We start from the raw sequence: 12,559 nt of genomic DNA, 5'->3' as shown, positions 1-12,559 counted from the left end.
TACAGTTAATCTTCAGTCGGTTGAAATTGAATCGATGATAATTCTGTGATTCTTAATTTTTGACCTTCGTCTAAATAGAGGCTACTTGTGGTTGAACTATACGTTCCACCAATCAGTTCATACACCTTCGAATCATTATTCTTGTCCAAAATCTGTAGATAACCTAATCCATAGGGCGTTGTGACTTTGTAGCTGCCTGCTTCGATATCCAATCCTACTTCCCAAATGCCAGCCGTCAATTCTGTCGATAGCTGTGTAGCTACAGGTAAGATAGACACAGAGTCATATCCTCCATCTACCCGAATGGTATACGCTTCATCAATATCGACTGTCAAGGTATTCACCCCTGCATAGCTACCGACGATTTCACGCAACAATAACTCTCCATTCCCATCCAGGATAAAAACATTACCAGTCGGGCTTCCCGTAATACTATACCTACCCGACGGAAGTTTGAGTTCTTTACCTTCTTGGGGTACGACCGGCAATTGGACTTCCTTCGCCAGTGCATTGCTTCGATCACTCGTTGTAAAAAGCGCTGGATTTACTTGCCCAATCCTATGATCCTTTTCACTTCCGATAATTTCAAAATTCTCCCCATAGCGAAGCACTTTTTCTGAAGGCGAATCTTGGAAAGCACCATGCTCGCAACCCGCTATGACGAATAAAGCAATGACAAACAAAAACAGAACTTTCCGATTCATAATTTGTTTATTCCATATCAGAATAGTATTTTTCATAATACTCCACCGTCCCTAAAGGCCCGACTGCCAATACTTTCTCGTTGAAGTCGAGCATCCGCTCAATCCACTTTGTTTGTTCTGCCATAGTCATTCCTTTTAGAGGTATGCACAATAGATAACCCGCAATAAAAATATGATCAGTAGGTAAAGCAAACTCCTCTTTCAGCTTTTCAAACTGCTGGTGATTCATCTCGACTTTAAGATAAGCCTCATTTTCTTGTGTAAATAACTGCTCATGAACAATTTTTCCATGTTTCAAAAAAATTACCCGGTCTGCATAAAGATCCAAGTTTTCTAAAAGATGAGAAGCCACAAAAATTAGTTTCTGATTCTGTTTCATTTCTATTAAGCATTCAGAAATCAAAGCAACATTCGATGTATCTAGCCCATTCATCACTTCATCCATCAGCATAATCGGCGTATCTGCAGCCGCCATCATAGCGAAGCATAAACGCTGACGCATGCCTAACGAATAGGTGCGCACCTTTTTCTTGACGTAGTTCCCCATACGCAATTTCTCAATGATTTCTGGAACATGCTTTGAGGTTCCCTTCCACATGTTGGCATATAAATTCAAGTGGTCCACTCCGGACAACTCTTCAAACAAATCACTTTGTTCTGGGAATGTAGTCAATCGCTTACGAATCAACAGTTCTTCTTGCTCATTTCGGTAAGCATATTTCCCATTGAACATCACACTGCCTGAATTCGGTTTGATAAAATTCGCCATCACATTAAATAAAGTTGTTTTCCCAGTACCATTTGGGGCTGCAACACCGATAATCTCACCTTGATTTGCAGTCAAATCAAAATTATTCAATACCACTTTATCTTTGTATGCAACAGAAACATTCGATAATTTAAGCATCACTTTCCTCAACTTTCTACATCAATTTAACGGGTGCTTTTCGAATATACGACAGTTTATTTTTTCCATAAAGGACTACCAATACAATTAGGTTTAACGCAATTAACCAGACAAATCCATGCTTATAATCCAATTTGCTGTTCCCGAACTCTGCTGCCAATTGGCCAGAGAGTATAGCGCCAATATCAATGTATTTAATCGAATGCAACCAGGTCATTTTAATTCCCACTGTTACTAGTAAATCCGGCAAGAAAAATACGATAAGCAAAATTAATATCGTCGCATACATATTTTTGGTCAATAGATTCAATAGAACTGTTCCATACAAAAGTAACAATGTAATCAGCGCCAACGCTATCAACATATAAGCGAGATACGTTCCTGTTGAAACGGCTACAAACTCCTCATTCTGGAAGAGTAACATAGGTGAATCAAAATTCCCAACATCTGTTTTTTGTGCAACGTAAATACCGCCTAACAGGATTCCTAAAATAAAAAATAAAAAGATTTGGACAAAATGAATACTGACCTTGCCATTGACTTTTTTCATAAATGATATCGGAAACCCAGTCACAACCGATTGATTCTGTTGTTCATGCGCTAACATACCACTGCCCGCTACAAGAACAATAATACAGAAAATCAGACCACTAATTGTATTCAGCGCAGCAGGAAGATAGTTGCTTGCGACAAATGGATCCGGCTGGAGCGGTAAGTGATGCTCTTTGTTATAGCGCAATAGGGCATCTTCCTTAAAAATCTCTTCCTTTGGCACAACTAAGTATGAAGGAATTCCTTTATTGCCTCTTTCATGCATTTGCAAGCGCAGTTCATTCACCCTCAGCCCATTGTCGATGTAATGAACATCCTCACCTCTCCTTAAGTAAAAGCGCTGCATATTAATCAATGACACTTGTTCCGTAAAATTATTGTAGATTTCCTTGCCCTCGGGCGTCTCCCGTAATGCTTCAGAGAATTGATAGAAAATTGTTTCGAACGCCTCTGACTCCTTTATCTTCTTATCCCTTAGCGTTTCGAGTTCAGTTTGACTATAGACCGAGAAATATAAAGGGAAAAACAGTAAAATAACAATGCATAATAGCCAATTTTTTCGATTACTCAATAATAATTTCAATTCGAATAATACATATTTCCAAAACATAATCGTATCCTTTCTATTGAAATAGATTCAACGAGTTTGATAGAAACTTCGCTTATTAACTATGCGTGAAACAATTATCAGCATACCTTCAATAAGCAAAATCGTAATCAGCAATACGATGATCCCTTTCACATAGGTGATTGTTTCAGTATTCAATAAAAAATTCTTCTCCCCCGTTATGATTTTCCCAAAATCGAAATAAGTTTGCGGAAAATAACTAATATCGATACCGAACAACTCTCGTGATGTCCGTGTAAAATAAAATCGCTCTGAAAAGAGAATAAGACTGCTCACCGTCAGAACAAGCCATTCATTTTTCAGCAATAAGCTGAGCACTAAATTTAAGCGGATGAACAAATAAGCTAATACAGGAATAACACTTAATGATTTCAATAGAAATTGGGCTGTTGTAATGACATCATAATCTTTCAAGGTAAAAAACTGTTGGGCAATCATAACCGGCACCTTCATTTCGAAAGACCCAAATCCGTACTGAAGGGAAACAACAAATACCCCCGCAATAATCAATCCCATTATGACAAGGAGACTGTACAAGAAAACAGAAAGCGTTTTCAAATTCAACAGTCGATACCAAGATAGTGGAAATCCTTGCAGCACAGTACGATATTGCCGATCTCGCACTAAAATATCACTACTCAAATAAATGACACAAAAAAGGAACAGATACATCCCATAATTAAGCAATATATTTTGCAATACTTGCAATCCCGTCTTTTCATGAATCATTCCATAGGAAACCTTATAATCATTCTTCAAATAATCATCAAAACGCAACATCGTCTGATAATAAAGATGAGTTGCATCTTTTCTAGGCATAGGAGACTCCGTAAATAATGTCGGATCTCCGATAAATGCATGCATATGCCCTTCGAGATAAAAAGTCCTTAGTCGGAGATAGCGATTAAAATCATGATCCTCATAAGCCGTCAGCATAGCATAGTACAATGTATCGTAATGTGCATTTGTCGCATAAACTGGAACACCACTCATCACATTTATTCCCGTATACCCTTTCTGCTCCCGATAGCTCTGTTCCACATGCACGTTATCCAAAAATTCTTTCACTTCAATAGGTCTAAATGTCTCATTCGTCTCTTGATTCGGTAAAATGACCAAACAATAACTGAAAAGGAATACGCCTAAAAAGACGATAAAAGGAATATTTTTTCTACTTTTGCTCGTTATCGCAAGTTCATGTTTCATAAAAGTTCGATTCATCCCAACTTCCCCTACTTTTCCTTCACTAAAGAAAGCGTATTTTAATTATTATTTAAACTCTCTGTATTTACAGTATACTAAAATATAAAATAACTCAATAAAAACTAGTATTACTTATAAAAATAGGAAGTGTAGAGTCGATCAATACAATTACTTTACCACTTCCTTTTACTAGACCGAACAACTTCGATAAAAAATACCATACCCCAGTGGGATATGGTAGCTTCAAAACTTATACTTATCTAAAAAAAAGAAACCTATATGAAGGCTTCTTAATCAGTCATTGGCATTCAATAGGAATACGTCTTGTTCTATTTGGCTAACTTTATGTATTAAGTATTTCACATCTCTCATGGCTGTTCTTTTGGCTAATTCTTCAATTGAAAGGAGTCGTTGGTTCACCACGTCAAAACGCTTTTCTGCTACTTCAAACAGCCCACCAATTTCTAAAAAATCTTGATCAAGCCTTGCATGAACTTCATCTATTTTTGTATCAATTTTCATATCCATTGCTTCTAACTTATCATCCATCTTATCCATTTGTTCACTCATAGTGTCCATTCGTTCGTTCATGGTATCCATTTGTCGGCTTAGACTGGTCAGTATTTCAAGTATCTGTTTCTCCATTTCGAATCCCTCCCATTCTATTTAGTATAACGGTTTTACAAAAGGAAAGAAAGTCTTGGCTAATATTCTCATTTAGTTAGCTCCCCAATAAAAACAGAATCTTCATCACCTAATTTTAAATTTCGGAAGAAAGGAAGCATTTTTTTATATGACTTGGAATCATGACAACCTCCGTCAACAGATCAATTGGTTTGAATGAAGAATCAATACATTCCCGCCAGTACGCCAGATGCTTTTTATCAATCCAGTGCTCAGAATCCTCCACCTCTTGACCTCCATCACCTTGCACAGAATACCAATAGAGAAATTCTTCACCCCCAAGACGTTCCCTAAATATCGTTTCGACATACATCTTTTCGCCTTCCAAGGTGACTAACACTTCATCAATGTGGTGATTCAAAAAATCTAGCCACTCATCTACCCGTTCTGATTTCCCGTGCTGAACCCTATATCGTGTTAGTTCAACCTTCATCTGAAGTCCCCCTTAGTTTTTCACCCAATACTCCGCACAATCCGTACTGCGGTCCATAAATCCATATTCGATCAAATAGCGCCGTATTGTTGCAAAATCACTATGAATAGATTTGAGTACTTCATTAATTTCTTTTTCAGAGTAGATTGTATTCGGAACAAAACGCTTCACTATTTGCTGGAGCACAATAATCTTGCGCTTTTCCTTACTTGGCAGCAAGTCCAACGAGCCATCAACACCCTCTTTGAAATACGTCGCCAAGACCTTTTCCTTCTCTTCTGTCGTTATCGCGTATCGTTCATCCACCATTGTCGCCCCTTATGAAACGTAACCAATTCATGCTGACTTTCAACTTTGTTACTCTTCATGAGTGCCATCATTGTTAAAAACACCTTCGCTTGCTTCTCTTTCTCATTCAATCTAAAACGATGATTGCGAATCGTAGATGTGCTTCCCCCATTTGACGCTTCAACAATCTCTTTATCCGTTAACCCGTTTTTAAAATGAACCATTAAATCCTTTTGATGCTCCGTAATCCCCGTATATTTTTTATCCATATTCAATAAATAATCGAACATAGACGTATGTATGTCAGATATGTGGTGCTTAATAGCCTTTTTAGCCTCCAATAAAAGACCGGCATTTGGATAAATAACTCCTTCCTCAAACCGCTCCCGACAAATCAAACAAATATACTCTTCGCTCTTGTGATTGTACACGTACCCTTGCATCATCTCCTCAATAGAGGCATCCCAAAACATGTCTTCATCGCCCATCAAACAAACACAACTCACTTTCGTTTCACAATATATCAAACACATTACCATATCGTTTGATTAGAATCAAACGGACCTATCTAAACATTCTGGACTTCTTGGATTATAAACATTGAGTTTCCATACTTGGGAGCACTCTTTCATCCTCCAAAAAAGAAATAATTTTATAATAAATGCCGGACATCTATCCATGTCCGGCATATCAGCTATTATTTAAGTCCTTCATACCCTAGCACTTTCCCCTCAACGTCACTCAAAGATATTGGCCCAAAGTGACGGCTATCTATACTTCTCCACCATTGATCCCCTAAAACAAATACCGAGCCTTCAGATACCGAAATAGACTCCATATCTTCTTGAAAATCTTCTTCAGTCATCATTGAGTTTTGAGGATTAACTACTTCCAAATACTCTTGCATCAGCATTCCTCGCACAGTTGGATTTGAGTAAAAAGCTTCGAGTTTTTGATCATTAATAAAGACTTGCCCTTTTTTGATTTCTATTTTCTCCCCCGGTAACCCGACAACTCGTGATATTTGATATTCTGCCAGACTGCCATTCGAATACACTGGTGCTTTAAAGTAGACGACATCCCCTCGCTTAAAGTCTAACGCTTCAGGGTCTATTACAATTCGTTTATCAGTGCCGATGGTTTCATAATCATGATTGCCTCGATCCATATTATCTACACCATATTCAACCGTGAAAAGACTTGGCGTCACTTCAACAATGGGAATCTCTGCGACTGTTTGATTATCAATAATCGATTTTTCCTTTGTAACATCTAGGGTATGTTCATTCAACGTCAACACTATAAATAAAGCTACTACTGCAACAATGATGCTAGATATAATCAGTGGAATCACACTCAACTTCTTACTCTTGTCACGAGCCTTGATTTTCCTCAAACTAGCTATTCGTGCCGCATCGCTTCTCTTAACGTCCTTCAGCCTGTCAAACTCCACATCATATTCATCGAAGTCACTCATCGGTCCTTCCCTCCCGTTCCAGCATTTCTTTTTTCAGTGCAGCAAATGCCCGTGCCATTGTCGATTTCACTTTTGTTTCCGTCCAGCCCAATATATACGCTGTTTCTTTAATCGAGCTTTCGTTGATTTTGCGTAAAAGAAGGACATCACGATAATCTTTCTTTAAGTTCGCCAACGCACGATATAATCGTTCTGTCTCATCGTTTCTTATTAATTCATCCTCTGGAGAAGAACTGCGCGTATCCACAATCTCCTCTTTCCCAAAACTTAAAAACTGAATGATCCTCTTTCGTCTAAAATAATCGTATGTCGCATTTCTCGCTATTTTCAGAAGCCATGTCGACAGACTCGCTTGTTGCTTAAATGATTGCCGATTGTTAAATGCCCGATAAAATGTCTCTTGCGTCAAATCTTCCGCCAGCTCTTTCTGACGAACTTGTAAAAATATATACCGATAAATACGATCACTATGCTCAAGATAAATGGACTCGTTACTTTGCTCCACCACCTCACCCCCTTCCCTTACTAGACGAACAACTTCAATAAAAGAATCGAAAAATCAATATAAAAAAGACATGCACCAGCAAGATGCACATCTCTATCTATGTATCGCATGTATTCATTCACCAAAACATCGGTTTTTGCACCATCAGCCATAGCATGATAAGCATTAAGCCGAGATAGATCCATGACGTTATCATCAACCGTTTGAGAATATCATTTTTGTCGGCATCAGGATTATGAAACCGACGTAATACAACGGTAAAACCTTTCGATAAGAAAACACCTGATAAAAGTAAAATGACAAGCGTTAGGATTACCCATGATGTCGTCCATGGGTAAGGTCCAAGAATTAGCAGCAAGACGCCACTAACTACAAGGACATGTCCTGCATGCATAACGATTCGAATGACAACCTTAATAACGGATAAATATGCTTGTTCTATGCTAGCCTCAACACCGTGTAATCGCTTAATGACTGGCATCAAAAGAGTTAACGGACCGATGGATATGACTGCACTCAGCACATGTAAAAAAACAAATATTCCGTAGATTTCCGGTTTCATCGGACGATTACTTCTCTACCGGACTGTATTCATGTACCCAAACACTCATCGTTGGAAGCCAAGGCATTTTCGCATGTGCATGCATAGACATCATCGATTGCTTGTACGCTTCTACGTCGGCATAGCCCTCTTGCTGTGCATGTTCATCCGTTAATTCACCAAGTGTTTGTGTATAAAGTGCATCTACTTTAAACTCTTTACCATCCAGCACCATAATTTCTCCAGGATACGCGTAAACACCATTGCGGCGCGTAGCCGTTTTTTGACCGTTCAATACTTTTTGAACATCTTCTGGAATCGTTACTAGTCGTTCAATCGAGCATGTTTTTTCAGGAAAAGTAGTCATCTTAAATCGCTCCTTCTTATGTAATAGCATCTATCTTTATCATAACGATTTTCATTCGTTTATGCGACAATTCAGAGGTTGAAATCATATCGACATAGTGAAAAAAATGTTTTCAGACACGTATCGTTCACATTTATTCCATACAAAGTTCACCCTCATCAGCTTCTAATTTTCGTTAAGATCAAAAGGAAGGCTCAGTCCTTTAACTTTCGACTGAGCCGTACCATTTTTTTATATTTGCTTCATTAAATTCGCCATTTCAATAGCAACCGTACCTGCATCCCAGCCTTTATTGCCAGCTTTCGTTCCAGCACGTTCAATAGCCTGCTCAATAGTATCTGTCGTTAACACACCAAAAATAACAGGAATACCTTCTTGCATATTGATACTTGCAACTCCTTTTGCTACTTCACTACACACATAATCGAAATGTGGTGTTGCGCCACGAATCACAGTTCCAAGTGTAATGACAGCATCGTATTTCCCCGAAGCAGCCATCTTTTTAGCAACAAGAGGAATTTCATAAGCACCTGGCACCCACGCAATCGCCGTATCACTTTCAGCAACACCATGACGGCGCAATGCATCCTGCGCGCCATCTAATAATTTCCCGGTAATAAATTCATTAAACCTCGCAACGACGATGCCGATTTTCAATCCTGTTCCAACTAAATGTCCTTCGTAAATTGTTCCCATCATAAATCCCCCTTAAAATTCAATATCAGCGACATGCTTGATATGTTTTTCATTTTCTCTGCAATAAACAATCAGTTCCTGTATCGTCAAAATAACAAGATTCAATCGTTCCGCAATCTCTTTCAACTGTGAACCTCTTGCCATCGTTCCATCGACATTCATAATTTCACAAATAACACCAACAGGTTCTGCTCCAGCCAGCCTAGCCAAGTCAACAGCAGCCTCTGTATGGCCTGCACGTTCCATGACTCCTCCCTCTTTTGCAATCAACGGAAAAATATGTCCCGGTCTTCTAAAATCTGTTGGGCCAGCATCACTCCCAAGCATTTTTAATACAGTCTCTGAACGTTCAAACGCCGAGATTCCGGTGTGACATTCCGAGTGATCAATGCTGATTGTAAATGCTGTTCCATGCACATCACTATTATTTTCTGTCATGAGCCCAAGCTCGAGCTGTCGAGATTTTTCCTCATCTATCGGTACACAAATAAGTCCGCGGCCTTCCGTTGCCATAAAGTTAATCATTTCAGGTGTAGCAAATTCTCCGAGTGCAACAAAGTCCCCTTCATTTTCTCGGTCCTCATCGTCAACAACAATGATTGCTTTCCCTCTTTTCAGTTCTTCGACTGCTTTTTCTACGGTGGTGTACATCTGTTGTCCTCCCTTAACTGAGGAATCCACTGGTGATGAGTGTATCCATCGTTAATCCACCAGCCGAATTCTCTTTGTTTGTAGTCATTAGCCGTTCAATATATTTTGCAAGCATGTCACATTCAACGTTCACTCGATCCCCAGTCCTTTTTCTGCTTATGATTGAGTCATCTTGTGTGACTGGGATGAGTGAGATGATAAATCCTTTATCGGTCACACCAAAGACAGTCAGTGAAGTGCCATCCACTGTTACAGAACCCTTTGGGATAAAATACTTTAACAGATTAGCATCCACATTGATTTCCACATACACCGCATTTTCTTTCTGTCTCATCGACATAATTTCGCCCGTGCCATCAACATGTCCACTGACGAGATGACCACCGAAACGACCATCCGCCGCCATCGCTCTCTCTAGGTTGACGGGACTTCCCGCACGCAATGCTTGAAGTGTTGTCGCCTTAACAGTTTCCGGCATAACATCCGCTGTAAATTGGTTGCTTGAGTAGTGTGACACCGTCAAACAAACACCATTCACCGCAATACTACCCCCTTTTTTAACATCGCTTAGCACTTTGCTACAACGGATCGATAGTTGCAATGAATTCGTCGCTGGCCTTACCGCTGAAACTGTTCCGATTTCTTCAATAATTCCAGTAAACAATTACTGTCAATCCCCCTTCACGAACCTGGCAATCGAATATCATCCCCGATTTGTGGCACATCTAAAAAACGGAGTGATTCGTCATCCGGTTCCGTGTATTGTCCATGAATAAAGAAGCATCATTGCTAATCAGTTTCTGATTCTGATCAATTGCGCCTCGGCGTAATTGCGTTGGGATTTTGAATTGTGCACAGCACAATTAACTCCCCTCAAAATCCCTAACATCCGCCGGAGGCTTAACAGGGAGGAATTGAACTTCATTCCTCCTTAATCAGCAGGGAGTTTGAACTCCCTCTGATTGAAATGCTTTTCTGGCATTCATCCCACCACTTATAAAAGTGTGGGACTTCTGCTGAATCAAGTTAAATCGAGTGCAAAAATAATTGTTTCTACAGCACCGTCAGTAACGATATTTGCTGTTGTTGGCGTCTTAGGATGCCGGTCTAAAAATAATTCGAATTGGATTCTTTCCACCATGGGGCAAACGGGTGGTGAGGAAAGGGTTATCATGAAGTACGATTTGTACGCCGACCAAAATAGCATCATGGGTATGGCGGAGGTGATGGACATCGGTTCTTGCTGCATCCGAAGTAATCCATTTGCTGTCCCCAGTCTGCGTTGAAAGACAACCGTCGAGAGTTGCGGCGGCTTTCAAGGTGACATACGGCTTCCCGTAGTTAATAAAATGAAAAAATGCTCGGTTTAATTGCTCTGCCTCTTCCTGTAAAATGCCGGTGAAAACTTCAATTCCAGCAGCTTTAAGAAACCTGATTCCTGTTCCATTGATGGAAGGATTCAGAGAAGTTTGTCCTGGTGCACTGCGCGCCAGTCCAAGATTAATCCCCATATAATGTCTATGGTTCATCAGCATTCCCCCTTTCACTGTTATGAAAGGGCAGAGATCAATTGCGCCTCGGCGTAATTGCGTCCAGATTTTGAATCGAGCTTGCTCGATTAACTCCTTTCAAAATCTGTGACATCCGCCGAAGGCTTTAACTTGATTCAGTTGGGACTTGATCCCACTGAAACAAGTTAATAAGCATCATACGCATAGTCAAACAACTTCTCCCATCCAGACTTTAACTGTCGGTGCCGGAATTTCACCAGCTCCACCGCCTTCCAGTGAGGGAAGGACGGGTCACGGACTAACGAGCAATTGCTCGATCACCGCCGGTAAGGAATTTCACCTTGCCCCGAAGAGTTTTTCTAAAACGTATTGATGTTAAGTTAACACACTACTTCAATTTAAGCAAAAAAGCCCTAGTTCCGATAGAACGGAGCTAGGGCTTTACTTAGTTTCTAATCTAGTTCTTCAAATCCTCAATCGAATCAATTCCCATGTACTGTGGCACAACAAGTCCTACTTTCGCGCCCTCCATATTGATACCAAGTTCTTCGTATTGCCCTTCAAATTTATCCGCATATGCTTTAGCTGTTAGTGGCAACCATGCTGCAAGTGAAGCGTCAGCACTGCCATCTGCGACCGCCGTCCACATTGGTCCCGATTCAACTTGCATTAAGTTCACTTTATAGCCCATGTCTTCCAATACTATTTTCATGACATTGTGACTGGCGATTTCACTATCCCATGCCACATAAACTAGCTTAATTTTGTCACCATCTACTTGGTCTACACCAGCTGTCCATTCCGCAACCATATCCGGGTTAGCATCAATCCAATTTTGTGCGGCAATTTGTTCTTTTTCACCTTTATAGATTGCTTGCATTACCTCATTCATATCCTCTTCCGTCCACTTGAATTGCGACAGAATTTGATGTGCTTCTGGTAGATCATCTGCTAATCCAAGTCTAGCAATGGTACGAATTTGTTCTACGCCGCCGTACAATCCTTTGGGATCATCTAAAAAGTTTAAATCGAATTCTGCGAACTTCCAATGTGGTGTCCAACCAATAACGACAATTGGCTCTTTTTTGTCATAAGCCCTTTTTAGCGCCGCGGTCATCGTTGCACCTGAACCCGAAACAACTGTCCAATCTGTCAACCCATACTCTTCAATGACTTTTTCCGTAGTCGTCATAATCGCTGCACCCGGGTCAATTCCGACAATCTGATAATCCACTGATTCAGCAACTGACTTTTCCGTATCTGCCTTATCTTTTCCTTCATCATTGCCACATGCCGCTAATCCTACTGCTAACAGAGCAACCGCTCCAAGTCCTATGACTGTTTTCATGAATTTCTTTCTCATACTATTACTTCCTCCTATTTTTTAAAAAATAAACCCGAAAAAGCACTGT

At 40.0% G+C, this 12,559-nt stretch carries 15 protein-coding genes, 1 pseudogene and 1 riboswitch; all 16 genes and pseudogenes read right to left on the bottom strand.

The window, feature by feature from the left end:
• Positions 1-5: 5 nt before the first annotated feature.
• Entirely contained in the window at positions 6-740 is a 735-nt protein-coding gene (locus N1I80_RS07210) for a hypothetical protein (protein WP_340737214.1), read from the bottom strand.
• Positions 712-1,611, bottom strand: a complete 900-nt coding sequence (locus N1I80_RS07205; RefSeq protein ID WP_340737213.1) for an ABC transporter ATP-binding protein — start codon at positions 1,609-1,611, stop codon at positions 712-714. Before N1I80_RS07205 ends, N1I80_RS07210 begins: the two co-directional genes overlap by 29 nt.
• Before the next feature lie 16 nt (positions 1,612-1,627).
• Positions 1,628-2,773 carry a hypothetical protein gene (locus N1I80_RS07200; RefSeq protein WP_340737212.1) on the bottom strand — a complete coding sequence of 382 codons (1,146 nt, stop codon included), beginning with the start codon at positions 2,771-2,773 and terminating at the stop codon, positions 1,628-1,630.
• A gap of 27 nt (positions 2,774-2,800) precedes the next feature.
• On the bottom strand, positions 2,801-4,012 hold the full coding sequence (locus N1I80_RS07195; protein ID WP_340737211.1) for a hypothetical protein: 1,212 nt from the start codon (positions 4,010-4,012) through the stop codon (positions 2,801-2,803).
• A gap of 276 nt (positions 4,013-4,288) precedes the next feature.
• Positions 4,289-4,639, bottom strand: a complete 351-nt coding sequence (locus N1I80_RS07190; protein WP_340737210.1) for a hypothetical protein — start codon at positions 4,637-4,639, stop codon at positions 4,289-4,291.
• 115 nt (positions 4,640-4,754) lie between these two features.
• Complete coding sequence (locus N1I80_RS07185) at positions 4,755-5,111, bottom strand: DUF6176 family protein (RefSeq protein ID WP_340737209.1); 357 nt, start codon at positions 5,109-5,111, stop codon at positions 4,755-4,757.
• A 12-nt stretch (positions 5,112-5,123) separates the two neighbouring features.
• Positions 5,124-5,887, bottom strand: a pseudogene (locus N1I80_RS07180) (DUF2087 domain-containing protein).
• A 209-nt stretch (positions 5,888-6,096) separates the two neighbouring features.
• Positions 6,097-6,876: a signal peptidase I gene (lepB, locus tag N1I80_RS07175; RefSeq protein WP_340737208.1), complete on the bottom strand. Its 780-nt coding sequence runs from the start codon at positions 6,874-6,876 to the stop codon at positions 6,097-6,099.
• The gene (locus N1I80_RS07170; protein WP_340737207.1) at positions 6,869-7,381 is read right to left on the bottom strand and encodes an RNA polymerase sigma factor; all 513 of its coding nucleotides are present in this window, start codon (positions 7,379-7,381) and stop codon (positions 6,869-6,871) included. The genes lepB and N1I80_RS07170 overlap by 8 nt, the downstream gene beginning before the upstream one ends.
• A 118-nt stretch (positions 7,382-7,499) precedes the next feature.
• The gene (locus N1I80_RS07165) at positions 7,500-7,943 is read right to left on the bottom strand and encodes a DUF2269 family protein (RefSeq protein WP_340737206.1); all 444 of its coding nucleotides are present in this window, start codon (positions 7,941-7,943) and stop codon (positions 7,500-7,502) included.
• Between the two features lie 7 nt (positions 7,944-7,950).
• A complete protein-coding gene (locus tag N1I80_RS07160; protein ID WP_340737205.1) occupies positions 7,951-8,289 on the bottom strand; it encodes an ASCH domain-containing protein in 339 nt (112 codons plus the stop codon).
• A 231-nt stretch (positions 8,290-8,520) separates the two neighbouring features.
• On the bottom strand, positions 8,521-8,985 hold the full coding sequence (ribH, locus tag N1I80_RS07155; protein ID WP_340737204.1) for a 6,7-dimethyl-8-ribityllumazine synthase: 465 nt from the start codon (positions 8,983-8,985) through the stop codon (positions 8,521-8,523).
• A gap of 12 nt (positions 8,986-8,997) precedes the next feature.
• The gene (gene ribB, locus N1I80_RS07150) at positions 8,998-9,636 is read right to left on the bottom strand and encodes a 3,4-dihydroxy-2-butanone-4-phosphate synthase (protein WP_340737203.1); all 639 of its coding nucleotides are present in this window, start codon (positions 9,634-9,636) and stop codon (positions 8,998-9,000) included.
• A 13-nt stretch (positions 9,637-9,649) separates the two neighbouring features.
• The gene (ribE, locus tag N1I80_RS07145; protein WP_340737202.1) at positions 9,650-10,300 is read right to left on the bottom strand and encodes a riboflavin synthase; all 651 of its coding nucleotides are present in this window, start codon (positions 10,298-10,300) and stop codon (positions 9,650-9,652) included.
• Positions 10,301-10,730: 430 nt separating this feature from the next.
• A complete protein-coding gene (locus N1I80_RS07140) occupies positions 10,731-11,165 on the bottom strand; it encodes a bifunctional diaminohydroxyphosphoribosylaminopyrimidine deaminase/5-amino-6-(5-phosphoribosylamino)uracil reductase RibD (protein WP_340737201.1) in 435 nt (144 codons plus the stop codon).
• Positions 11,166-11,356: 191 nt separating this feature from the next.
• Positions 11,357-11,505, bottom strand: a riboswitch (FMN riboswitch).
• Between the two features lie 99 nt (positions 11,506-11,604).
• The gene (locus N1I80_RS07135) at positions 11,605-12,510 is read right to left on the bottom strand and encodes a glycine betaine ABC transporter substrate-binding protein (RefSeq protein WP_340737200.1); all 906 of its coding nucleotides are present in this window, start codon (positions 12,508-12,510) and stop codon (positions 11,605-11,607) included.
• Between the last annotated feature and the right edge of the window lie 49 nt (positions 12,511-12,559).

The sequence above is a fragment of the Sporosarcina sp. FSL K6-3457 genome (genome assembly GCF_038007285.1).
Classification (GTDB): Bacteria; Bacillota; Bacilli; order Bacillales_A; family Planococcaceae; genus Sporosarcina.
Note: the sequence above shows the minus strand (reverse complement) of the source record. Positions and strands in the feature narration are given on the sequence as shown.